At 40.5% G+C, this 22,586-nt stretch carries 24 protein-coding genes and 1 other annotated feature; of the genes, 8 read left to right on the top strand and 16 right to left on the bottom strand.

What is annotated here, in order from left to right; all coding sequences use genetic code 11:
* Positions 1-44: 44 nt before the first annotated feature.
* The 5 genes from ytpR to G8782_RS11055 form a co-directional block, all read right to left on the bottom strand.
* Positions 45-650, bottom strand: a complete 606-nt coding sequence (gene ytpR / locus G8782_RS11075; RefSeq protein ID WP_172371066.1) for a YtpR family tRNA-binding protein — start codon at positions 648-650, stop codon at positions 45-47.
* 4 nt (positions 651-654) lie between these two features.
* Positions 655-1,467 (bottom strand): DUF1444 domain-containing protein, encoded by an 813-nt coding sequence (locus G8782_RS11070; RefSeq protein ID WP_172371064.1) that lies wholly within the window; start codon positions 1,465-1,467, stop codon positions 655-657.
* A gap of 74 nt (positions 1,468-1,541) precedes the next feature.
* A complete protein-coding gene (locus G8782_RS11065) occupies positions 1,542-2,054 on the bottom strand; it encodes a hypothetical protein (protein WP_172371062.1) in 513 nt (170 codons plus the stop codon).
* A gap of 85 nt (positions 2,055-2,139) precedes the next feature.
* Entirely contained in the window at positions 2,140-2,670 is a 531-nt protein-coding gene (locus G8782_RS11060; RefSeq protein ID WP_172371060.1) for a DUF84 family protein, read from the bottom strand.
* A 285-nt stretch (positions 2,671-2,955) separates the two neighbouring features.
* Positions 2,956-4,029: a M42 family metallopeptidase gene (locus tag G8782_RS11055; protein WP_172371058.1), complete on the bottom strand. Its 1,074-nt coding sequence runs from the start codon at positions 4,027-4,029 to the stop codon at positions 2,956-2,958.
* Between the two features lie 243 nt (positions 4,030-4,272).
* Between G8782_RS11055 and G8782_RS11050 the strand changes: the two genes are divergently transcribed.
* Positions 4,273-4,587 (top strand): hypothetical protein, encoded by a 315-nt coding sequence (locus G8782_RS11050; RefSeq protein ID WP_172371056.1) that lies wholly within the window; start codon positions 4,273-4,275, stop codon positions 4,585-4,587.
* A gap of 52 nt (positions 4,588-4,639) precedes the next feature.
* On the opposite strand, the gene G8782_RS11045 is transcribed toward G8782_RS11050, so the two are convergent.
* Both G8782_RS11045 and dat read right to left on the bottom strand, forming a co-directional pair.
* Positions 4,640-5,494 carry a YtnP family quorum-quenching lactonase gene (locus tag G8782_RS11045; protein ID WP_172371054.1) on the bottom strand — a complete coding sequence of 285 codons (855 nt, stop codon included), beginning with the start codon at positions 5,492-5,494 and terminating at the stop codon, positions 4,640-4,642.
* Between the two features lie 29 nt (positions 5,495-5,523).
* On the bottom strand, positions 5,524-6,378 hold the full coding sequence (dat, locus tag G8782_RS11040) for a D-amino-acid transaminase (protein WP_172371052.1): 855 nt from the start codon (positions 6,376-6,378) through the stop codon (positions 5,524-5,526).
* Between the two features lie 309 nt (positions 6,379-6,687).
* Here dat and G8782_RS11035 point away from each other — a divergent pair, with 309 nt between their 5' ends.
* Positions 6,688-6,903, top strand: a complete 216-nt coding sequence (locus tag G8782_RS11035; RefSeq protein WP_172371050.1) for a DeoR family transcriptional regulator — start codon at positions 6,688-6,690, stop codon at positions 6,901-6,903.
* Positions 6,904-6,942: 39 nt separating this feature from the next.
* Here G8782_RS11035 and G8782_RS11030 read toward each other — a convergent pair whose 3' ends face one another.
* Positions 6,943-7,662 (bottom strand): pseudouridine synthase, encoded by a 720-nt coding sequence (locus G8782_RS11030; RefSeq protein ID WP_172371048.1) that lies wholly within the window; start codon positions 7,660-7,662, stop codon positions 6,943-6,945.
* A gap of 10 nt (positions 7,663-7,672) precedes the next feature.
* Positions 7,673-9,286 carry a putative polysaccharide biosynthesis protein gene (locus tag G8782_RS11025; RefSeq protein ID WP_172371046.1) on the bottom strand — a complete coding sequence of 538 codons (1,614 nt, stop codon included), beginning with the start codon at positions 9,284-9,286 and terminating at the stop codon, positions 7,673-7,675.
* Between the two features lie 122 nt (positions 9,287-9,408).
* Between G8782_RS11025 and G8782_RS11020 the strand changes: the two genes are divergently transcribed.
* Positions 9,409-10,674: a BaiN/RdsA family NAD(P)/FAD-dependent oxidoreductase gene (locus G8782_RS11020; protein WP_172371044.1), complete on the top strand. Its 1,266-nt coding sequence runs from the start codon at positions 9,409-9,411 to the stop codon at positions 10,672-10,674.
* A gap of 59 nt (positions 10,675-10,733) precedes the next feature.
* On the opposite strand, the gene leuS is transcribed toward G8782_RS11020, so the two are convergent.
* The 4 genes from leuS to G8782_RS11000 form a co-directional block, all read right to left on the bottom strand.
* Positions 10,734-13,148, bottom strand: coding sequence for a leucine--tRNA ligase (leuS, locus tag G8782_RS11015; RefSeq protein ID WP_172371042.1), 2,415 nt, complete (start codon positions 13,146-13,148; stop codon positions 10,734-10,736).
* Positions 13,149-13,193: 45 nt separating this feature from the next.
* Positions 13,194-13,415 (bottom strand) — a binding site (T-box leader).
* A gap of 42 nt (positions 13,416-13,457) precedes the next feature.
* On the bottom strand, positions 13,458-14,117 hold the full coding sequence (locus tag G8782_RS11010) for a 3-oxoacid CoA-transferase subunit B (protein ID WP_172371040.1): 660 nt from the start codon (positions 14,115-14,117) through the stop codon (positions 13,458-13,460).
* Between the two features lie 24 nt (positions 14,118-14,141).
* Positions 14,142-14,828 (bottom strand): CoA transferase subunit A, encoded by a 687-nt coding sequence (locus G8782_RS11005; RefSeq protein WP_172371038.1) that lies wholly within the window; start codon positions 14,826-14,828, stop codon positions 14,142-14,144.
* Between the two features lie 219 nt (positions 14,829-15,047).
* Entirely contained in the window at positions 15,048-16,232 is a 1,185-nt protein-coding gene (locus tag G8782_RS11000; RefSeq protein WP_172371036.1) for an MDR family MFS transporter, read from the bottom strand.
* A 128-nt stretch (positions 16,233-16,360) separates the two neighbouring features.
* Here G8782_RS11000 and mnmL point away from each other — a divergent pair, with 128 nt between their 5' ends.
* Together mnmL and mnmM are read left to right on the top strand one after the other, a co-directional pair.
* Positions 16,361-17,320 (top strand): tRNA modification radical SAM protein MnmL/YtqA, encoded by a 960-nt coding sequence (gene mnmL / locus G8782_RS10995; RefSeq protein ID WP_172371035.1) that lies wholly within the window; start codon positions 16,361-16,363, stop codon positions 17,318-17,320.
* Complete coding sequence (mnmM, locus tag G8782_RS10990) at positions 17,317-17,889, top strand: tRNA 5-(aminomethyl)-2-thiouridylate-methyltransferase MnmM (protein ID WP_172371033.1); 573 nt, start codon at positions 17,317-17,319, stop codon at positions 17,887-17,889. The genes mnmL and mnmM overlap by 4 nt, the downstream gene beginning before the upstream one ends.
* A gap of 42 nt (positions 17,890-17,931) precedes the next feature.
* Here mnmM and G8782_RS10985 read toward each other — a convergent pair whose 3' ends face one another.
* From G8782_RS10985 to G8782_RS10975, 3 genes are all read right to left on the bottom strand, one after another.
* Positions 17,932-18,654 (bottom strand): SDR family NAD(P)-dependent oxidoreductase, encoded by a 723-nt coding sequence (locus tag G8782_RS10985; RefSeq protein WP_172371031.1) that lies wholly within the window; start codon positions 18,652-18,654, stop codon positions 17,932-17,934.
* A 3-nt stretch (positions 18,655-18,657) separates the two neighbouring features.
* Complete coding sequence (locus tag G8782_RS10980) at positions 18,658-19,203, bottom strand: DUF4825 domain-containing protein (RefSeq protein ID WP_172371029.1); 546 nt, start codon at positions 19,201-19,203, stop codon at positions 18,658-18,660.
* 238 nt (positions 19,204-19,441) lie between these two features.
* Entirely contained in the window at positions 19,442-20,200 is a 759-nt protein-coding gene (locus G8782_RS10975; RefSeq protein WP_246231641.1) for a LysM peptidoglycan-binding and 3D domain-containing protein, read from the bottom strand.
* Between the two features lie 130 nt (positions 20,201-20,330).
* Between G8782_RS10975 and G8782_RS10970 the strand changes: the two genes are divergently transcribed.
* Genes G8782_RS10970 through G8782_RS10960 form a run of 3 tightly spaced genes read left to right on the top strand, consistent with a single transcriptional unit; the run spans position 20,331 to position 22,567 of the window.
* Complete coding sequence (locus G8782_RS10970) at positions 20,331-20,846, top strand: GNAT family N-acetyltransferase (protein ID WP_246231640.1); 516 nt, start codon at positions 20,331-20,333, stop codon at positions 20,844-20,846.
* A gap of 17 nt (positions 20,847-20,863) precedes the next feature.
* Positions 20,864-21,964 (top strand): RtcB family protein, encoded by a 1,101-nt coding sequence (locus G8782_RS10965; RefSeq protein WP_172371025.1) that lies wholly within the window; start codon positions 20,864-20,866, stop codon positions 21,962-21,964.
* Positions 21,965-21,994: 30 nt separating this feature from the next.
* A complete protein-coding gene (locus G8782_RS10960; protein ID WP_172371023.1) occupies positions 21,995-22,567 on the top strand; it encodes a VanZ family protein in 573 nt (190 codons plus the stop codon).
* The last annotated feature ends 19 nt before the right edge of the window (positions 22,568-22,586 follow it).

The following is a 22,586-nucleotide window of genomic DNA, read 5'->3' as shown; positions in this document are numbered from 1 at the left end:
ACTAAAATAAGAAAAACGTACCACAAGGTACGTTTTTTCGTTTGTTACTTTATAAATGGTTGTCCAATAACACTTTTTTCGTCTAGAACCAGGATGCCCGAACCTTCCTCCGCATCCGGTAAAGCTAATTCAGATGCAGAGCAAATCATTCCTGACGACGGAACTCCGCGAAGTTCAGCATCTTTGATGACCAAACCGGAAGGCATAACTGCTCCCACTTTTGCGACTACTACTTTTTGATTTTCGTCTACATTCGAAGCCCCGCAAACTATTTGAAGCGTTTCATCTCCAACATCTACTGTACAAACATTAAGTCTGTCAGCATTGGGGTGCTTTTCTTTTTTAATAACGTGGCCGACAACAAACTTTGGCGATAAATCAACATCAAGCTCCAAATCCACATTATTCTCACGTAGCGCGAGTCGTACTTTCTCGATAATTTCTTCCGTTAATTCAACTTCTCCGTTCGCTTCCACTTTTAAATATTTTGAAGCGTTAAATAGATTGAACGCGACTGCTTTTTGTGTTTCCGCATCTTTTATAACAGCTACATCACCGAGTTTTTCCGTCAAAATTTCTTTCGACTTTTCTAATTCAAGCTGTACTAATAGTACATCTCCAACACCTTTTTCATTATAAAAAATAATCATTTTACTATTTTCCTTTCCTTCGTGCAACACGATTTTTCGCCATGATGAAAATAGGCTCTAATTTTCCGTCTTCATAGATAAAAGACAACGATGTGACTGGAACAGTCCCTTTAGTAAAGAAATGCATCGTCATTTGCGCAAGTACGTCATAACCCGTCTTGTTTCGAATGTCACCGATAATCAACACATCTTGATGCGGAACTGAAACGGTCATGTCTCCTTCAATTTTTCCTTCCATTTCCTTTAGGAATGCGCTATTCAAAATACGGCTCGCGTCGTACCCATCATTGTTATTTATGAAGTAGTAGAAATTACCGTCAACTTCATCTTTTTTCATAGATGTCGGTAATGACCTGACGCGAAAAAGCGCCGCTTCCATTAGTTCAGTTTCGGTTTGACCAAGTGCATCCAACATGCCTTCATCAATTAAACGATATGTTTTTCCTAAATCCAAAGCATAGTAAATTCTTGTCTCAGCTGTATGATCTTTCATGATGAAACGTTTACCTTCGGCTGTTTCTTCCGGGAAAGAAGTCGATCTAATAACCGGGTAAACCGGTCTGTCAGCTTTAAACCCTTCCGTATGCTCGATTTCCATTGCTTGGAATGTAGCTTCGATCGTATAGACGATTTCATCTATCGCAACATCTTTTCTCTCATTATATTTCGAAATGATCTCGGGTAATGAAATATCCATCCCCTTGTTCAATAATTTATGATCAAGACGGACTTTATCTGCTTTCGCATCGAATTTCCATACGAAATTATCTGAAGGCAAACGTTTTTTAAGAATGTTTACAAGTTCATTCGATTTCATTATTTAAACATCCTCCATTAAAAAGAACGGTTTCCGTCGTACTTCACGGCATACCGTTCGTTATTTTTTTGTTATTATTTTTTCTGAATTGAACGCAGTATTTCCATCATAACTGTTAAATGACTTGCTACATCTCTTTTTTTCGCGAGTGTTGTGATTTTTGTACCGCCTACACTTGCTATTAATTCCACTGTGTCATTATTTTCAACCACTGCAGCGAATCCAAATATATCTCCGTCAGTAAATGTTTTTTCGTCAATAATTTTTTTCGTATCGTCTGCTTTCAATAAATCATAAAAGAGGCGGCTGTCCATTTTTTCATTTGGATTATTGAACAAGATGAAAGTATCTTTTTTCGTCGTTAAAATGATGTTTTGGGAATCTGATCCTTCTTTAATAGTGAATTCACTCGGCTTATAAAATTTTACGCCATCGATTTGCTCATTTGCAACTTTATTGTTTTCATAAAATACTTTTTCAGCAGATCTTAAACCTTCCCCTATTCTGACTTCTAGGGATTTACCGCATGCTGCAAGAAAAAAAACTGATACTATTACAAGGAATATGAATTTCCATGAGCGGAACATTCGATTTCCTCCAATCTGTTTAGTGTATATTATTATTTTAAGGTTGTTTATGCGTAGTTGCAACCCATTAGACTGTAGAAAAGGACTACTTCTTTTGTTCTATTACAGTTGAATATCGCCATTGACCGATTAATAGATGTATGACGTGTGCAAAAAGATCTGTTCTACTAACTGCTCCATTCGTCAATATGCCGATTGCTCCTTCATTGTGGCGAACATTTTTCTTACTAAAATAATGATCGACGACAGGTCCCAATTCTTTTCCGCTTCGCACTTCACGTGCAATTTCATCGGGCAAAAGGATTTGCGCTCCGCCTGCAGTGAATTCGGTTCCGTCAGGTAGATGTAACGCTCCCCAATTGCATATGTATAGCTGCTCATTGATCAATCTAACGCCGCCCTCTAACCCGATCCCGATGGCATTTTCTTCAGAATCACTCGCGTTCCTTGCACGATTCAACGCCCCCACTTGCGTTTCCTCATCCCCGAAAGGTTGTTCTGAAACATCTGAACTGACACTTCTCCCAGTAATTTTCGAATGTGGATAGTACTCTTTTAATACCTCTTCGCACGCTCGGAGCTTTGCTTTATTTGTTGTTCCGATTATAAAGTTCATTAATATTCACACCTTCATGTTAAAATAGAGTTGGTTTTCCTTGGTGGATTTTTACATTTACACTATTTGATATAGGATATATTGACAATCAAAGTTTTGTGAAAGTAGTTGATTGGAGTGGAGGGCGGCGACTCCCGCGGAAATAGCGAGACAGCCGAGACCCTGGACTGAGCATAGCGAGGGAAGCGGCAGGGAAAGATTGAACTTTATCTTTCCGATTTTCGCGCTCGCCCGCAGGAAAGCGCCGCCCGGAATGGAAATCAACGGTCCGAATCGTAATTCGAATTACACGTTGCTTTTGATTGTCTCAAGTGTCGTTTTATCACAGGAAGTAACAAGTTTAACAAGAAGTTCTTTTGCCGCAGCATAGTCGTCTGTGTGAATGATCGATGCAGCCGTATGAATATAACGGGAACAAATTCCGATGACCGCACTTGGAACCCCTTCATTAGTCATATGCACGCGTCCCGCGTCAGTTCCGCCTTGCGAGATGAAATACTGATACGTAATGTTATGCGTTTCAGCAGTATCTAATATAAATTCCCGCATTCCGCGATGGGTTACCATAGAGCGGTCCATAATACGTAAAAGCGCACCTTCTCCAAGTTGACCGAATTCATTCTCATCCCCCGAAGCATCATTTGCAGGGCTTGCATCTAAAGCAAAAAATACATCCGGATCAATCATCGTTGCAGCCGCTTGTGCGCCGCGAAGCCCCACTTCTTCTAATACGTTGGCTCCGGAATACAATGTATTCGGCAATTCTTTCCTGTGAACTTCTTTCAATAACTCAATTGCAAGTCCGCAACCGTAGCGATTATCCCATGCTTTCGCAAGAATTTTCTTATCGTTCGCCATCGGTGTAAACGGACAAATCGGGACTATTTGTTGGCCTGGTCGAATGCCGATCTTTTTCGCATCCTCTTTATCATCCGCCCCTATATCAATCAACATGTTTTTTATATCCATCGGTTTATTTCGGATTTCATCACTTAGTAGATGCGGCGGTATCGATCCAATAACCCCGACTACTGGACCATTATTTGTAATGATTTCCACACGCTGCGCAAGTAATACTTGGCTCCACCAACCGCCCAGTGTTTGAAAACGAATCATGCCGTTGTCTGTGACCGCGCTTACCATGAATCCCACTTCGTCCATATGACCCGCAACCATAATACGGGGACTATTATCAGGGCCTTTTCTAACTCCGAATATTCCACCAAGATTGTCTTGAACTATTTCATCTGAATACTTGGCAAGTTCTTCTCGCATATAATTACGCACCGCATGTTCGTTGCCCGGTGCACCTGGTAGTTCAGTTAATGTTTTAAACATTTTCAAAGTGTCTTTTTCCATTATAATAGCCCCCAGTTTTTCAATAAAATTAGTTTTCCCATTTTTTCGGTAAAAATAGTTACCTATTTTTTCGTGAAAATAGTTCTCTAAATTAAATATGTACACTATTCAGTGTAGACGATTATTCAGGAATATTCCATTTAATTTAGGGAATCGAATTATTTTTTTGATTCATGAAATCATACTGCTTTACCTTAATTTGTGTTACACTTAACCAAAAGACTTGTTGGGAGGTTACATTTAATGAAGTTTAAAGAATTTTTAGCTGGAATTTTAACAGGTATCGCGGCCGGCATTGTCGTTAGTAAAGTCATTGACCGTGTTGATCCAAATGTTCCTGCCGATTCTGTATTAAAAACGATAAAAGATTCTTTTAAAGAAGAAGGTCCGATTGACGGCTCTTGGATTGTTATGAAGCCCGAGCCTTTTCAAAATAATGTAATTAAAATGAATGTCTACCGCGGAGGTATCTCCCGCATTAAGAACGGCGAACTCGAACAATTCGAATTTGCCGCAAATTCATCAACAGGCACTGTTGTCGAACTCACTAAAGTATAAAAAATAAACCGTTACCTAGGGATGCCCCAACAGGTAACGGTTTTTTTGTTCATTAATCATGAAATTTAGACTTCTTTACGCATTCGACTATTTTCTTGCCTGACTCGTCCCATTTCACAAGCCTGTAAACCGCGTCATGGTAAAAACTAAACCAATAATTCCCTTCAAGCGCTTCTTTCATGAGTTTTTCTTTTGCATAAATCGAATCCATTGGATAATCATCATACGCGAGTACCCAGAGTGGATTGCTATGCGCATGTGTCGGCATTAAATCACCCATATGAAGAATCGTCTCATCATTTTGCGTTAATTTGATAACAGAATGACCGTTGCTATGCCCCCCTGTATGAATCATTTCAATTCCAGGAAGTACACTCAGGCTATTTTCAAACGTCTCCACTTGATCCTGGACAGGTTCCCAATTTTCCTTCCAATAGGTGTTTCTAGACCGAATATTCGGGTCACGCATTTCATCCCATTCTATTTGAGAAGTGTAGATGACTGCATTCGGAAATACAGAAACCAGCTGTTCGTTTTCCCATTTTGTCAGCCCTGCAGCATGGTCGTTATGTAAATGCGTCATTAGTATAATATCGATATCGGCCGGTGTCAGGCCAAACTCAGTCAGGTTTTCCTCCACACGGGATTCATCAATAACACCAAGGTTTCGCTTCATTTTATCATTGAGTTTCCCATTTCCTAACCCAGTATCTATCAAAATATTCTTATCCTCATATTGAAGTAGAATTGGATCAGTCCGTAATTCAATCAAATTGTTTTCATCTACGTCATACCTGCGCGACCACAGGACTTTTGGAACCGGACCAAACATCGTTCCGCCGTCCAAAAAGTTAAGTCCCCCATTTAACCAGTTCAACTTCATATTATGAAAAATAAATTCGTTCATTATCTCTCCCCCAAAAGTTATTTATTAGCTTAAATTGACCCTTTCAACGGACTAGGTATTTTCGCGGAAAATGCATCTTGCAACTTTTTCGTGAGTCTTCCACGTTTGCCATTCCCTATTGCAATTCCATCAATGGCTGTAACCGGCATCACTTCTGCAGTTGTCGATGTGTAAAAGAACTCATCCATTTCAAAAGCTTCATCGAGTGTAAACGCCTCTTCCACCACCGGAATTTCAAGGTCCTTGCATAAATCTAGAACGACGTGGCGGGTTATGCCTTCTAATATTAAATTAGAAACGGGATGCGTATAGACGACTCCATCTTTTATTCCGAACATATTTGTCGAAGAGCCTTCTGTCACGACTCCGTCTCGGTGGAGAATCGCTTCTGGACAGCCCGCTTCACGCGCTTCTTGTTTCGCTAATACACTTCCGAGCAGATTCAAACTTTTTATATCGCAGCGCAACCAACGAATATCATCAACCGACTTGACCGCTACTCCGTTTTCCATGTCTTCCACAGGTCTTTCCGCTTCCACTGCATAGGCTGTAACAACAGCTGACACCGCTGGATCTGGAAAATGATGTGTTCTCGGTGAAGACCCGCGTGTTACTTGCATATAAATATGGCCATTCGAAATTTTATTTACTTTTATTAATTCTTTGGCTACGTCGATAAGCTGTTGTTCAGAAAAAGGAATTGTCATTTTTATTTTTGCCGCACTCGCAAACAATCTCTGGAAGTGCTCTTTCAATGTAAATAACTCATCATTGTAAACTTTAATCACTTCGTAAACGCCATCTCCAAAATAGTAACCTCTGTCGTCAATTGATATTCTAAGTTCATCACGTCGCGTAAAGTGTCCATCAATAAAATAAATCATTTAGTTAATTCCTTCTTTCGGTTTCTTAACTTCTACTCAATTATAATTATATTCTAGCTCCTCTTCTATTTTTACATGTTTGCGCACTAAAATAAAGCACAATGTGTTAATCCTTCCATTTCATAGAATTGTCGTGCAATTCGTTGTAATTTAGGGTATACTGGTATTACCTGAACAGTTCAACTAACCAGATGACTAACTACGGGAAGGAAGTGCGGCTCAGAAACGATTTCAACAGGGCAACATTCACAAATCTCATGACCATGACCATTGGCTTTTGGAGTATGATGACAAAGGAGTGTTACACACTTGAATACAACAACTGATCGTATGCTTACCCGAGTAAAAGATGTCTATCTGTATGTACGTGAAAACGGTACAGTGACGACACAAAACATAGTTGATGAATTTGATATCACTTCTAGAACGGCACAGAGGGATTTAAATGTTTTAAAATATAACGACCTCATCACAAGTCCTGTTCGAGGAAAATGGACGACCACTTCTAGAGAAGTTATTTACTAAATGAAAAAGGCCGATACGCAAATGCGAACGGCCTTTTTCTTATGCTTCTGTTGTTGACTGCAATAGCTCTACCTCTTCTTCCGTTAATTCCCGATATGCGCCTAGCGGTAATGTTTCATCAAGCTGTAGAGGGCCCATGGATAGTCGTTTTAAATAGACAACCTTCTTTCCAACGGTCTCAAACATTCTTTTCACTTGATGAAATTTACCTTCTGTAATCGTCAGTTCAATTTCAGATGTTTCGCCTGATCTTATTATTTTCAGCTTGCCTGGTTTTGTTTCATAACCATCGTCAAGCGTCACTCCCGCGGCGAAACTTTCAATGTCCGCTTCAGTCACGACCCCTGAAACTTTTGCGAAATATGTTTTTGGAACTTCCTTTTTAGGCGACAGTAAGTTATGAGCCAATTTCCCGTCATTCGATAGAAGTAAAAAACCTTCCGTATCTTTATCAAGGCGACCTACCGGAAACGGTTTAAAGTGACGGAACTCTGCATCTAGCAAGTCTACCACAGTTCTCGCATGACCGTCTTCCGTCGCCGAAAGGACATCCTGCGGTTTGTTCATCATAATGTAAATATATTTTCGATAGACAACGGGTTCTCCCATAACAGTCACCAAATCGTTTTCAGTATCTATGTTTACTCCGGGCTTTTTTTCCGTTTCACCATTGACGCGAACAGCCCCTTTTTTCTGCAACTGACGCACTTCTTTTCGTGATCCGTATCCCATATTTGATAATAATTTATCTAAACGCATTTTATTCCTCCTAAAACCCTAACTTATCTGTAAACCTTGTGATGCGTTCTCCGAACAATTTTTGCGCTAGACCTGTTTTCAATGATAAATAACCGTAAATGGCACCGCCGACAAAAGTACATATCAGGATGTACAAGAGCGCATGCATTTTACCATCGACTAAGCTGAATGCTGTTAAACCTTTTAGTGTGAAGTACACAGCAACAAACATCACCAAGTTCAAAATCCCGATCAGAATGATTCTTCTGAAGACCATTCGGGAACGGTATTGAAGAGCTTTTGTTATAATCGCGATATTTAAACCTACAGCAATCGCATAGCCGATAGCAGTTGCTAAGATGGCGCCATTCGTTTCAAATAATTTAATAAGCGGAATGTTAATCATTAATTTAACAAGAAGTCCGACCAACGAGTTGAAGATAATCCATTTATGTCGATCGATTCCTTGCAGGATTGCGGCTGTTACTGTGAACAATCCAAAAAGAATGGCGACCGGCGCATAGCTCGCAAGTATTTTCGCACCCACGGCGTCTCGTTCATATAGCAATAGATAAAATTCATTTGAAAGAACCATAAGTCCGATAACTAGCGGAATCGTCAAGAACATCATAATTTGATACGTTTGGTCAAGCGAGCGTGTGATGCCCTTTTGATCTTTTTGCGTATAATACGTGGTCAACACAGGAATCAGCGCCATTGAAAAGCCAGTGGCAATCATGACCGGAATCATCACGAATTTATGTGTCATTAAATTCAAAATGCCCAAATATACATCCGACACTGTTGAACGGCCGATCGCTTTCATCGCATCATGGAACGTAACCATATCAACGAATTGATATAAAGGATTGATGATGCCGACCAAAACAAATGGCAGTAAGTAAGCGAATAATTCTTTGTACATTTTTAAAAATGAAGTTTCTTCTTCAGGTTTTACACTGTTATCCAATAAATAATCAAAATCCGCTTTATACTTTCTCCAATACCAATAAAGAACGCCAAGACCTGCAAGACCTCCGATAAATGCTGCGAAAACCGCGAAATTAATCGCTTTTTCTGGCGATTCATGCATAAAGTTGACGACGATAAAGGCACCAACTAGGACGGCGATAATACGAACGATTTGTTCGATTAATTGTGAGAAAGCTGTCGGTTCCATTTTGTTATACCCTTGTAAAAACCCGCGAACGATACTCATTAACGGAACTACGAGCAATGCAAAGCTTACCCATCGAATGACAGACGTAATTTGTGCAATGGTAAATATTTGGTCATCATCTCGAATGACGAGGTGAGCAATCGGTTCAGCTAAGAGAAATAACGTAAGAAACGCCAAGATTCCCGAAATCGTCATCACAAGCATTCCGGATTTCATCAACTTTCTTCCCGTTGCATAATCTCCAAGCGCGTTATATCTTGCTACAAATCTTGAAACAGCAAGCGGTGCACCTGATATCGCGATCGAAAGTGCGATATTGTACGGGATATATGCATATTGGTATAACACCATGCTTTCCTTCCCGACAATTGCGTAAAGAGGTATTAAATATAAAAGCCCGAGCGCTTTGGAAAGAAAGAGCCCTATGGTTAAAATGGCAGTACCTTTGACAAGTTTTGACGACATAGTTTTAATCCTTCCATTCTATCTTAAATCTACTCTTAATAGTTTACCCCCCAATATCGTATTTAACAACGAATAACCGCGATATGTGTATAATGGAGGAAAAACGAAAGCGTGGTCTATATATGTATGACGTTATAATAGTCGGTGCTGGGCCTTCAGGTTTAATGGCTTCCATCGCTGCTGCAGAAAACGGTCGAAAAGTTCTTCTGCTTGAAAAAGGAAAGAAACCTGGCAACAAACTCGCCATTTCCGGAGGCGGTCGCTGTAATGTGACGAATCGATTGCCTCAAGAAGAAATCATTAAAAATATTCCAGGCAATGGTCGATTTTTATATGGACCGTTTTCCGTATTCAATAATGAAGATATTATTAATTTTTTCGAAGGACTAGGCGTTGCCTTAAAAGAAGAAGATCACGGACGCATGTTTCCCGTTTCCAATAAAGCCCGCGATGTAGTAAATGCAATGCTGACGGAAATGGATCGGTTAAATGTAGAAATACGGCTTGAAACCCGTGTTGAAAAGTTATTAATGAATGATGAAAAAATCCTTGGTGTCCGGTTGACAACGGGTGAGGAAATCCGGACCAAAGCTGTCGTGCTTGCTGTTGGCGGTAAAGCAGTACCCCAAACCGGGAGCACGGGAGATGGGTATCCATGGGCAGAAAAAGCTGGCCATACGATTACAAAATTATTTCCAACCGAAGTCCCATTATTATCGAATGAACCCTTTATCGTAGCGAAAGAATTGCAAGGTCTCGCGCTCCGTGATGTGGCGGTTTCCGTATTAAATGGGAAAGGCAAAACATTAGTCACTCATCAAATGGACATGCTATTCACCCATTTCGGATTGAGCGGACCTGCCATTTTACGATGCAGTCAGTTTGTAGTTAAAGAACGTATGAAAAATGGAAATGTTCCCGTTGAAATGAAAATCGACTCCATGCCGTCGATGAATGAAGAGCAAGTGTTTCAACTATTGAATACGACAGTAAAAGAAGATCCGAAAAAACAAGTGAATAATTCATTGAAAGGAATTGTTCCAGAACGATGGTTATTCTTTTTATTCGACCGCGCCGGCATCGCAGAGTCCGATATTGGAGCGACAATGTCCGCCGATAAACTACGTGCGCTCGCTAAGCTACTGAAAGCTTTCACGATGACGGTCAACGGCACGCAACCATTGGAAAAAGCATTTGTCACAGGCGGCGGTGTTTCAGTGAAAGAAATCGTTCCGAAAACGATGGCGTCACGTAAGAAAAGCGGCTTGTACTTCTGTGGAGAAATTTTGGATATTCACGGTTATACGGGTGGATATAATATTACATCGGCGTTGGTTACAGGTAGGATTGCTGGGATGAATGCTGGGGAGTATGCGGCTGGAATTTAATGGTCTAGCAATTAGAAAAATCCGTGAAGGAGTATGATACTCTTTCACGGATTTTTTATTTACGGAGCGACAATATTCACCAATCTGCCCGGAATACCAATTATTTTCTTTATTTCTTTACCATCAAGGAACTCCTGTACTTTTTCGTCTTGTAGAGCCATTTCTTCAAGCTCTTCTTTCGTGCTGTCTTTCGCAACGACGATTCTAGCACGAACTTTTCCGTTAATCTGAACAGCGATTTCTACTGTGTCATCGACAAGTTTCGACTCGTCATACGTTGGCCATGGTTCGTACGTAATCGTATCGTTGTGCCCAAGCTTCTCCCAAAGTTCTTCTGCAAGATGCGGAACGATCGGCGATATCAATTTAACAAAGCCTTCTGCATACTCAGTTGGAACTGACTCTGCTTTATAGCACTCGTTGATAAACACCATCAGTTGAGAAATTGCCGTGTTATTATGCATCGCTTCAAAATCATCGGTCACTTTTTTCACGGTTTGATGATACACTTTTTCAAGCGGACCAGCAGACTCTCCACCAATTTTCTCGCCTAATGAACCATCCTCACCTACATACAAACGCCAAATCCGATCCAGGAATCTTCGTGATCCGTCAAGTCCATTCGTATTCCATGCTTTCGACGCATCTAGCGGTCCCATGAACATTTCATAAAGTCGCAAGGAGTCGGCACCGTGTGAATGAACAATATCATCAGGATTAATAACATTTCCAATTGATTTTGACATTTTTTCATTGCCTTCGCCTAAGATCATTCCTTGGTTGAACAACTTTTGGAAAGGCTCTTTCGTTTCAACTACACCGATATCATAAAGGACTTTATGCCAAAAACGCGCGTACAATAAGTGAAGTACGGCATGTTCCGCGCCGCCCACATAAATATCTACTGGCAACCAACGTTTTGCGAGTTCTGGATCGATGATCATTTCATCATTATGCGGATCGATGTAGCGTAGGTAATACCAACAACTTCCAGCCCATTGCGGCATCGTATTTGTTTCGCGGCGACCTTTCATGCCAGTTTCCGGGTCGACTACGTTTATCCACTCTTCGATATTCGCAAGTGGCGATTCACCTGTTCCGCTCGGTTTGATATTATCTGTAACCGGAAGCGTCAATGGCAATTCAGATTCGTCAAGCGCAGTCATCGTGCCGTCTTCCCAATGAATAATTGGAATCGGCTCGCCCCAATAACGTTGTCTTGAAAATAGCCAGTCGCGTAATCGATATGAAATTTTCTTCTCGCCTTTTCCTTGCTCTACAAACCATGCAATTGCTTTTTCAATCGCTTCATCTTTATCAAGTCCGTCCAAGAACCCGGAATTAATATGTTTTCCATCACCGATATACGCTTCTTTTGAAATATCGCCGCCAGCGACAACTTCAATAATTGGCAGATCGAATTTTTCAGCAAACTCATAGTCGCGTTCATCATGCGCAGGTACTGCCATAATCGCGCCCGTTCCGTATGAAGCGAGAACGTAGTCCGCAATCCATATCGGCATTTTCTCGCCGCTTGCAGGGTTTATTGCATAAGCGCCTGTAAATACGCCTGTTTTTTCATCCGCAAGGTCTGTGCGTTCTAAATCGCTTTTTAGTTTGACTTCATTCAAATAATTAGTAACCGCTTCTTGTTGTTCATCGGTTGTAATTTGTTTCACCAATTTATGTTCTGGCGCAAGTACCGCGTATGTTGCCCCGAAGATCGTATCCGGACGCGTCGTGAATGCTTCGAAAGATAAATCAGTGCCGTCAATTTCAAACTTCAGTTGCGCGCCTTCAGAACGGCCGATCCAATTGCGCTGCATATCTTTCAAGCTTTCCGGCCAATCGAGATCGTCCAAGTCTTCTAACAAACGGTCAGCATATTCCGTGATGCGCAACACCCATTGACGCATCGGGCGTCGCTCAACCGGATGTCCTCCCCGTTCGGACAAGCCGTCAACGATTTCTTCATTCGCAAGAACTGTCCCGAGTGCCGGACACCAGTTCACATCGACTTCATCAACATAAGCTAATCCTTTGTTATAAAGTTGGATAAAAATCCACTGCGTCCATTTATAATAAGATGGATCTGTCGTATTGATTTCGCGGTCCCAATCATACGAGAATCCTAAATCATTCATCTGGCGTTTAAAAGTCGCGATATTTTTCGCGGTAAATTCAGCCGGGTCATTCCCAGTGTCGATAGCATATTGCTCAGCAGGCAAGCCAAACGCATCCCACCCCATTGGATGGAGAACGTTATAACCTTGCATCCGTTTAAAAGAGCTTAAAATATCCGTCGCGATATACCCGAGCGGGTGTCCGACATGAAGTCCTGCCCCTGACGGATATGGGAACATGTCTAGACAGTAAAACTTCTCTTTGGATGGATCATCGACCAGTTTATATGTCTTGTTTTCTTGCCAATAGTTTTGCCACTTCTTTTCAATTTGACTATGATTGTAAGTCATTCCAACTTCCTCCTTAAAAATAAAAAAATCCCGTCCCTTAAAAAGATAAGGGACGAGATTTGTTTACAAACTCCCGCGGTGCCACCCAAATTGACGGATAACCGTCCAACTTGTTTCCTTAACGCGGATAACGGTAAGAGCTACTTCTTTTCGCTCCTACTGGCTCCGAGGCGAGTTCACCTAGCTATATCACTTATCGACTTGCACCAACCGCCGACTCTCTAGTTGTGATATAAAAAGACTACTGCTCCTCTTCAATGCCGTTACTATTGGTTCTAGCTTACCCGAATAAAGTAAATTAAACAACTATTATTTTACATTTTCAATAACATTTTTCACAATTAGCGGTGCTTCTGTTGAATCGATGACGTCTTGAATCGTAAATCCTTCGAAAACTTCTCTTAATTCAAGACCGTCTGGCGTGATATCAATCGCTGCGCGTTCTGTAATAATTTTATGGACAACTTGTTTACCTGTAAGCGGAAGTTCGCACTCTTTTTTAATTTTCGCGGAACCGTCCCTTGCCACATGATCCATGATAACGATGATTTTCTTGGCGCCGTGAACCAAATCCATTGCACCCCCCATTCCTTTAATCATCTTTCCGGGTATCATCCAGTTTGCCAAGTCGCCTTTTTCAGAAACTTCCATCGCACCAAGGATCGCAACGTCAACATGACCGCCGCGAATCATCGCAAATGATTCGGCACTTGTAAAATATGCAGAACCCGGGATGGACGTGACGGTTTCTTTTCCGGCATTGATCAGATCAGGATCGACTTCATCTTCTGTCGGATACGGTCCAATTCCAAGCAGTCCATTTTCAGATTGAAGGACGACCGTTTTGTCTTCAGAAATATAGTTTGCGACTAATGTCGGCATACCGATTCCTAAGTTGACGTAGTCGCCGTCATTAATTTCTTTTTCAGCGCGTCTTGCGATTCGTTCTCTATAGTTAACTTTCCCCATTTTAAACAATCCCCTTTCCGTCGTTTACCGAGTCGTTAGTCGCTCGATGCGTTTTTCCTGGTCCGCTTGCAGTAGCCCTTGCACGTAAATGCTCGGCGTATGAATTGTCTGCGGATCCAAATCGCCCGTTTCGACAATTTCTTCGACTTCCGCAATTGTGACAGCGCCTGCTGTAGCCATCATCGGATTAAAGTTTTGAGCCGTTTTGTTATAAATGAGATTTCCGAATTTATCAGCCTTTGCTGCGCGAATCAATGAAAAGTCCGCGCGCAGTGCTTCTTCAAGAACATAGTCTTTCCCGTAAAATTCACGGATTTCTTTTCCTTCCGCGACAGTCGTTCCAACACCCGCTGGCGTAAAGAATGCCGGAATCCCCGCACCGCCTGCCCGAATTTTTTCCGCAAGCGTACCCTGAGGAGTCAATTCTACTTCGATTTCGCCTGATAACACTTGGCGTTCGAACTCCTTGTTTTCTCCAACATATGAGCCAATCATTTTTTTAATTTGTTTATCTTTTAATAGTAATCCAAGACCCCATTCATCGACTCCGCAGTTATTCGAAATAACCGTCAAGTCCTTGACCCCTTTTTCAACGAGCGCTAATATAAGTTGCTCAGGAATTCCTACAAGCCCGAATCCACCGACCATAATCGTAGCGCCATCTTGAATGTCTGCAACCGCTTCCTTCGCAGATGAATAAATTGGTTTCATCATGCATCCCCCTTTGAATCTATTAGTAGTTATAAACGTTCTATCTATTTAATTAAATCAAAGTTTACGTAATCTTGCAATGAAAGGGAGCTATTTTTAATAAGTAAATCGTTGAAAACGCTCGCTTTTTATTAGTATTTGTCATAACTGTTTGTTGTATTCTTGGCAATACGTTTCAAAAAACGTTGTTTCTAAAATAAAAAACCAGAAAATCCGAGATCATGGATTTTCTGGTTTATATTCAGCTCTTTTAATCGGTCTATCATAAAACAACGTCGTGAAAATCGATAAACTTGTAAGAGCTGTCAATATGATTAACATAATATGCATTCCGTATAAATCAACTAGAATTCCACCCGCCAATGGGCCGATCATACGACCGATTGTTGCCGCCGAGTTGACGATTCCTTGATAGAAACCTTCACGACCTTTCGGTGCAAGATGGTTGGCGATAGTCGGAATCGCCGGCCAAACAAACATCTCTCCAAAAGTTAAAATCGCCATAGAAATGATGAACATTTTAAACGAACCCGCATAACCGACAACGATAAAAGAAATAATGAATATCCCGATACCTATCAACATTTGCGCTTTAAGTTGATGTTCAAGCCGTTTAATAATCGGTTTGATCAAAGGTTGTCCAAGCACAATGAGCAACCCATTTAACGTCCAAATGAAACTATATTGTTTTAACGTTATTCCCAGGTCTAATGCATGCGTCGAAATCGTCGTTGACCATTGGGAATAGATAAGCCATGTCAGCAAATACCCGCCCGTTATGATTAAAAGCGCATAAAAAGGTGCTTTCTGACGTATCTTTTTCCTTTGCATCACAACATTCGTATGCTGAGTGGGCTCGATCGTCATCTTTTTATAACCAAAATAAGCAATGAAGAAAAAAACGACATAAAAAAATAAGTTCGCAGAAAAAATATAATTAATATTGACAGATGCCACTAACCCGGCAAGCGCCGGACCAATCGCCACACCGAGATTTTGAGAAAGATATATCGCATTGAACGCTTTCCGCCCCGCTCCAGGCCAAACCGTGCCTACCATCGCATACATACTCGGGAAAACAATTCCGCCGCTAAATCCGAGAACTGTTAAAAAAACAACATATTGCGGCCAATCATGCCAGAAAACAAGACAAACTAAAGCGATTAGTGAAATGACGATGCCGCCAATAATCGATTTATAGCCGCCAATCCGGTCGAATAAAAAACCGCCAAGCAGATTTCCAAAAACGCCTGCACCCGAATTCAACATTAAAACAATACCGGCAACCGTAAGCGATTTCCCTAAATAATCATGTATGTAAATTGTATTAAGCGGCCACAAAAACGAGTTCCCCGTCACGTTGACCAGCATCCCGATGATTAATAGCCAAACTGCTCTAGGCATTAGTTTGCCCCCTCTCAAAACCCAATATTCTTTATGCGCTTAATCGACAATCAGTAATACTATTTATCTTTTGAAGAATACGCTATTCTAAACATGGTATAATTTTAGTATAAGGAGTGAACAAAAATATGGATTCTTCAACGCTTCCGTTCCCTACAGAAGGAAAACGGTATTATACATGGTCCAGGCATTTAAAAGATGAATTTGGTTTCAAAGTATTTAAAGTTGCGCTTGATGCGGGATTTGATTGTCCAAACCGAGACGGCACTGTTGCTTTCGGGGGGTGCACATTTTGCAGCGTCGCAGGATCCGGCGACTTTGCAGGTGACCGAGTCGATCCAATCGATGTGCAGTTTGCTGAAATCAAGGAACGCATGCACAGAAAATGGAGAGACGGCAAACCGATGGCCTATTTCCAAGCTTATACGAATACCCATGCCCCGCTTCCAAAACTAAAAGAGAAATTCGAAGCAGCACTAGCGCAAGAAGGCGTTGTAGGCATATCCATCGCGACCCGTCCAGACTGCCTTCCCGATGATGTCGTCGAATATTTAGCAGAATTAAACGAACGCACTTACTTATGGGTTGAACTCGGCTTGCAAACCGTCCATGAAAAAACTGCAAACCTTGTGAACAGAGCCCATGATTATGCTACTTATGTCGAAGGAGTTGAAAAACTTCGCAAGCACGGAATCCGCGTGTGCACGCATATTATTAACGGACTTCCAATGGAAGACTATGACATGATGATGGAAACGGCATGCGAAGTCGCTAAACTCGATGTCCAAGGCATCAAAATCCATTTGCTGCATCTATTAAAAGGTACGCCGATGGTGAAACAATACGAAAAAGGCGTACTGGAATTTCTAGAAAAAGATGAATACATCAATCTTGTCGCAGACCAACTAGAAATACTCCCTCCTGAAATGATTGTTCATCGCATTACCGGCGACGGCCCGATTGAACTGATGATCGGCCCGATGTGGAGCGTTACGAAATGGGAAGTATTAAACGGAATTGATAAGGAACTGGAAAGACGAAATAGCTGGCAAGGAAAACACTATAAAGGAGCAGTAAAATTCCTATGAAACTTCTTCGCGTACTTCCCATGGCAAAGCAGTTGCTTGCGGAAACCGTAAATCCGGGTGAAATCGCAGTCGATGCCACAGCCGGCAATGGAAACGATACGCTATTTTTAGCTGAACATGTCGGCGAACAAGGACATGTCTACGCTTTCGATATTCAACAAGCTGCATTAGATTCAACAGCAAAGCGACTAGGCGAATTAACTAGCCGGGTATCTCTCATTTTGGATAGCCATGAAAACGTCGATCAATACGTTACTGATGAAATTGGCGGCGCTATGTTCAATTTAGGTTATTTGCCGCATAGTGAAGATATATCTATCGTTACAAAACCTGATTCTACAATTAAAGCGCTACATAAATTACTCAACAAACTAAAAGTCGGGGGCGTTATTTCAATAGCTGTTTATGACGGCCATGAAGGCGGTTCTGATGAACGGGATGCTCTACTAAACTATGTTCGTACCCTTCATCAAGCAGATGTTCAGGTCATAAAATACGAACAACTCAACAGACTAAACAATCCCCCGTTTCTTATTGTCATTGAAAAAATGAGGGCTTTTTCCAAGTGAAAAGGTAGATGTCCGCTGAAAACTCAGTCGGACACCTACCTTTTATAAATTGCGCACGTCTGCAATCGGACCAATTGCTTTGAAATCTTCATGTTTCAGGACTGCGATGAGTTTTTCGGCTGTCTCTTTTGCGCTGCTTAGTGCTCCTTGTTCTTTGTATGTAATGAACCGGTCAAGAAGCGGAAAATCCCCTTCATCACTTGAACGAATTATTTCCTGCATACCTGTGTCAATAATACCCGGAGCGATTGAAACGATGTCTACTGGGTACTTTGCATTAGCTTGTTCCATTGCAACAACCCTTGAAAAATGATCGAGCCCCGCTTTCGTTGTACAATATGCGCCCCATCCTTCGTATGTTTTCCGTCCAGCTCCAGACGAAATATTAACGATTCGTTTCGGTATATGCACATCTCGCAACTTTTCAATAAACGTATTTGAGAGAATGATCGGCGCAGTTAAATTAACAGCAATCGATTTTTCGATATCCACTGCTTGTACATTTCCAACCAATCCGATCGGATCTACAATGCCAGCATTATTAATGAGTGTAAAGGATGTAGCAATCTCAACATTTTCATCAATAATCGAAGTCAAAATACCCTCAAGAAGGCTTGTCTTTGCTAGATCTGCAGTTACAAAATTTGAAGCATTTTGATCAACAGTTCGGGCAATCCCGATCACTTTCTTCCCTAACGCTTGCAATTGCTTTGAAAGTTCATAGCCAATACCTTTTGATGCTCCTGTTACAATAACGACATCCACAAATTATTCCCCTTCCGTATAAGCCGATACCCATTTATTAATATCATCGGTTAATTTTTGTTGAACTTTTTCCTTGAATATTTTCGGATCTTTAAAATCCACCAATGTCGTGCCAAACCACTTTTCAACGTTCTCACGTGTCACAATATATGATTCATCACCAAATAGCAATTTTATCTCCTGCAAATTTCCGATCAGTGTAAAGGCAGCTGTCGTGTTATAAACTACTGCTTGCTTAACCGTTTCTGTCGACACATCTACGTCTAAATTATATTCAACGATAACTGAAAACTTTTCCGCATCCATTTCTAATGGACCTCTATAGTTATTTAACGGCAAGGCACTAAATAGCCCCCCCATATTCGATGCATCACCCATATAAGGGTTTTCAAATGAGGTTACTTTTTCGAAGTTATGTGTTAAAGGATCCTGTTGCATTTTTTCTTCACCGATTTTAACTTTGTTCGGCACTTCAAAAAATTGAATCCATATAAATAACGGTACCCCAATAAGTACTACAAGGATTAACATATGACTACGTTTATCCATTCTTTCACCACTTTTCCGAAAGGATTATCTCGATTATTACAAGCATATCATTTTGATTACAGAAAAGAAATGCACTTCTCCCACTATATGTTTCGATAATTAAAAAAACAACTATTCTATGAAATTGTAGTTGTTTGTATTCATAATTGCAACAATATTTTAGTTAATTAATAGTAAAATATGGCTAACAGCAAAAAAAGCTTGTTAACCAATAATGGCTAACAAGCTTTTCTATTAATTAATCAAGAATCTTTATTTTAACTTGTTTACGTCCCCAGTTAAGCGCTTCACTTTTTGTCGGGATGAAAACATCGATTTTATTTCCTTTGATGGCACCGCCGATATCTCCAGCGATCGCATAGCCATATCCTTCTACATGGACTTTAGTTCCAAGCTTGATAACCGTTGGATCGACCGCGATTACTTTTAAGTCTGGATTCTCTCTCAAATTAATACCTGTTTTCGTAATTCCTATACATCCGTTACAATAAGCTGTATAGGCAGTTGCTGTTACGGTAAATTCTTTTACTGCATTTTCCGAAGTTGAACGGGATGGTGTTTCAACTTTTTTACTCGCTTTCGTAATTGCTGGTTTTGCAACTGATGTTTTTGTAACTTGCGCAGTTGATGTTTTCGTTGATTCAACTATAAACTTTTGGTTCGGGAAAATAACGGTTGATGTCAAATTATTCTTTGCCATTAAATCAGCTATCGAAACGTTATGTATTTTAGCAATTTTATATAACGAATCACCTTTTTGAACCGTATATTCTTTTGCTTCCGAAATGGTAAGCTTTTGGTTTGGATAGATGACTGTTGACTTTAAGTTATTCCATTCCTTTAAGTCACCTACGCTCACATTATGCGAAACGGCAATTTCGGATAATGTATCACCTTTTTCAATTGTATATGTTGAGGAATGCGCTGAGCTTTCACTCGCACCAAATGTTGTCACTAATCCTGCTGAAACAACAAACATTGTAAAAATCTTTTTCAAAAACTTCATCTCCTAGCTTTTTAGTCTAGGTTCATACTAACAGTCCCAAATTACAGGCGTATTACAGAACACCATTTTTCTAGTTACAAATATCTGCCGTAGTATTACAAGGGGGAGACGATGAAAATACATGGTTAATCTAGTAATTCGACAAGCAACTTTAAAAGACGCTAAAGCCGTCATGTCGGTATTAGTCGATAGTCAATGGTTTACGTACAGTCATCTTTATTCAAAAAGCTATCTCCAAAACTTGATCGACCAATATTACAATGAACAAAGAATCAAGAATGAAATCAGATCAATTAGCGATAAATGGAGCGGTTATTTCCTGGCCGAAATAGCCGGTAAGGTCATCGGTGTCATCGGAGGTGGTATGATTAATAGTACAGCTGGTGAAATTTACGTTTTTTATATGAATCCGGAGTATCGTGGTTCAGGAATCGGCACACGATTACTCAACTTTTTCACCAAAGTGCAAAAACATTCATACGGGGCTACTGAACAATGGGTTGCTGTCGCAAAAGGAAATCATTACGGCATTCCTTTTTATGAAGCACGCGGATTTATCTTTCATCACGAAGAACTTGCTTACGGAACTACAATGGAAGATCAAGATATTTCATTGAAATACAAAAGACAAATCTAATGAAAGAGGGTTTATCAATGATTGAAATCAAAGGAAGACATAATACAGCGATTGTTTATACAGATGAAATTGAGGACAGTGCGAAACAACAAGTTTATGATTTATGCAATCAAGAATTTCTACAAGACGCAAAAATACGAATGATGCCCGATCTGCATGCCGGAAAAGGATGCACAATCGGAACGACGATGACGATTAAAGATAAAATTGTGCCGAACTTTGTAGGGATCGATCTTGGGTGCGGAATGATATGCATTAAATTGGATGTAACAAAAGAAGAAATCGATTTCAATAAACTAGATAAAGTTATTCGTCAAAATGTACCGAGCGGGATGAATATCCGAAGAAAAGCGCATCGCAATGCTTCAGAAATTCCTTACGACGAAATTATTGCGCCTATTAATGAAGGAAGAGCGCGAGGAAGCATTGGTACGCTTGGCGGAGGAAATCACTTTATTGAATTGAATGAGGGTGAAGACGACAGCGTTTACTTAGTCATTCATTCAGGCAGCCGCAATCCTGGCAAACAAATATCGGATCACTATCAACAAGTGGCGATTGATACCAATCAAAATCCGAATGTAACAAGAGACATGGCTTATCTTGAAGGCGAAAATATGCAGAATTATTTACATGACGTGAATATAGCTCAGCAATACGCAGCAGTGAACCGAAAAACGATGGCGGAGGTCATTATGAGAGGCATGGATTGGAATACGGTTTCCGAATTCGATACAATCCATAATTATGTCGACATCGAGAATATGATTCTACGAAAAGGCGCTATTTCTGCACAAGAAGGAGAAATTGTCATTATCCCGATGAATATGCGTGATGGATCACTAATTTGTCGCGGTAAAGGAAACCCGGATTGGAACTATTCTGGTCCGCACGGCGCCGGCAGGATTATGAGCCGTTCACAAGCTAGACGTGAAGTGAATTTAGCAGATTTTGAAAATACAATGAAAGATGTCTGGAGCACATCGGTCACAAAGTCAACGATTGATGAATCCCCTTTCGCCTACAAAAAAATGGATGATATCTTAAAACATATTGGGGATACCGTCGACGTATTAGAGGTTATTAAACCTTTATATAATTTCAAAGCAAGCAGATAATCATGTCTAAAAAAGAGTTAGGTGAACCTTTTGACTGCAATTTTAGGGTATATTCAGGATATGCTTCCTTACATGATGATTGCACTGCCCGGTATTATTATTTACCGCCTAATCTATAATAAAATCCGCAATTTTGAAAAGCCTAATCTATATCATGAAGTGGGCGTCGTTATTTTTTGTTTGTTCATGATCGCTTTATTTTCTCAAACAATCATGACCCGTTTTTATACCGGACCTGTTGTAACTCGTTCGTTTTCAAATATAAACCTTGTCCCCTTTCGAGTTTTCCAAGATAATTACTACGCCATCACTGAACTTAATTACTGGCAGCCATTTATCATCAACTTTTTGGGAAACATCTGCATTTTCATGCCAATCGGATTTCTTGTCCCATTATTATGGGGCAAGTTTAACCGGTTTTGGAAAGCGGCTTTGATTGGATTAGCGACTTCGCTGTTTATAGAAGCTACACAGCTTTCTCAAGTACGGAGTAGCGATATCGATGATTTATGGCTGAATACTTTGGGAAGCATGATAGGTTATGCATTTTATTATTTTTCGAATAAAAGATACCCGCAACTTACTCAAAAATTCAAGAGGTGATTATTATCTTTAAAGCTGT

This window comes from Sporosarcina jiandibaonis (assembly GCF_013184495.1).
Lineage (GTDB): Bacteria > Bacillota > Bacilli > Bacillales_A > Planococcaceae > Sporosarcina > Sporosarcina jiandibaonis.
The sequence above is the reverse complement of the archived record's forward strand: the minus strand, read 5'-3'. Positions and strand labels throughout refer to the sequence as shown.

What these genes read in the sequence shown, in the direction of transcription:
- G8782_RS10970 (WP_246231640.1), top strand. Translation starts at nt 20,331, where the DNA reads ATGGTTAATCTAGTAATTCGACAAGCAACTTTAAAAGACGCTAAAGCC.
- G8782_RS11050 (WP_172371056.1), top strand. Translation starts at nt 4,273, where the DNA reads ATGAAGTTTAAAGAATTTTTAGCTGGAATTTTAACAGGTATCGCGGCC.
- G8782_RS11010 (WP_172371040.1), bottom strand. Translation starts at nt 14,117, where the DNA reads ATGGGGAAAGTTAACTATAGAGAACGAATCGCAAGACGCGCTGAAAAA.
- mnmM (WP_172371033.1), top strand. Translation starts at nt 17,317, where the DNA reads ATGAAACTTCTTCGCGTACTTCCCATGGCAAAGCAGTTGCTTGCGGAA.
- G8782_RS10965 (WP_172371025.1), top strand. Translation starts at nt 20,864, where the DNA reads ATGATTGAAATCAAAGGAAGACATAATACAGCGATTGTTTATACAGAT.
- dat (WP_172371052.1), bottom strand. Translation starts at nt 6,378, where the DNA reads ATGATTTATTTTATTGATGGACACTTTACGCGACGTGATGAACTTAGA.
- G8782_RS11055 (WP_172371058.1), bottom strand. Translation starts at nt 4,029, where the DNA reads ATGGAAAAAGACACTTTGAAAATGTTTAAAACATTAACTGAACTACCA.
- G8782_RS11045 (WP_172371054.1), bottom strand. Translation starts at nt 5,494, where the DNA reads ATGAACGAATTTATTTTTCATAATATGAAGTTGAACTGGTTAAATGGG.
- leuS (WP_172371042.1), bottom strand. Translation starts at nt 13,148, where the DNA reads ATGACTTACAATCATAGTCAAATTGAAAAGAAGTGGCAAAACTATTGG.
- G8782_RS11030 (WP_172371048.1), bottom strand. Translation starts at nt 7,662, where the DNA reads ATGCGTTTAGATAAATTATTATCAAATATGGGATACGGATCACGAAAA.
- G8782_RS11000 (WP_172371036.1), bottom strand. Translation starts at nt 16,232, where the DNA reads ATGCCTAGAGCAGTTTGGCTATTAATCATCGGGATGCTGGTCAACGTG.
- G8782_RS11065 (WP_172371062.1), bottom strand. Translation starts at nt 2,054, where the DNA reads ATGTTCCGCTCATGGAAATTCATATTCCTTGTAATAGTATCAGTTTTT.
- mnmL (WP_172371035.1), top strand. Translation starts at nt 16,361, where the DNA reads ATGGATTCTTCAACGCTTCCGTTCCCTACAGAAGGAAAACGGTATTAT.
- G8782_RS11070 (WP_172371064.1), bottom strand. Translation starts at nt 1,467, where the DNA reads ATGAAATCGAATGAACTTGTAAACATTCTTAAAAAACGTTTGCCTTCA.
- G8782_RS11005 (WP_172371038.1), bottom strand. Translation starts at nt 14,828, where the DNA reads ATGAAACCAATTTATTCATCTGCGAAGGAAGCGGTTGCAGACATTCAA.
- G8782_RS11060 (WP_172371060.1), bottom strand. Translation starts at nt 2,670, where the DNA reads ATGAACTTTATAATCGGAACAACAAATAAAGCAAAGCTCCGAGCGTGC.
- G8782_RS10980 (WP_172371029.1), bottom strand. Translation starts at nt 19,203, where the DNA reads ATGGATAAACGTAGTCATATGTTAATCCTTGTAGTACTTATTGGGGTA.
- G8782_RS11025 (WP_172371046.1), bottom strand. Translation starts at nt 9,286, where the DNA reads ATGTCGTCAAAACTTGTCAAAGGTACTGCCATTTTAACCATAGGGCTC.
- G8782_RS11020 (WP_172371044.1), top strand. Translation starts at nt 9,409, where the DNA reads ATGTATGACGTTATAATAGTCGGTGCTGGGCCTTCAGGTTTAATGGCT.
- ytpR (WP_172371066.1), bottom strand. Translation starts at nt 650, where the DNA reads ATGATTATTTTTTATAATGAAAAAGGTGTTGGAGATGTACTATTAGTA.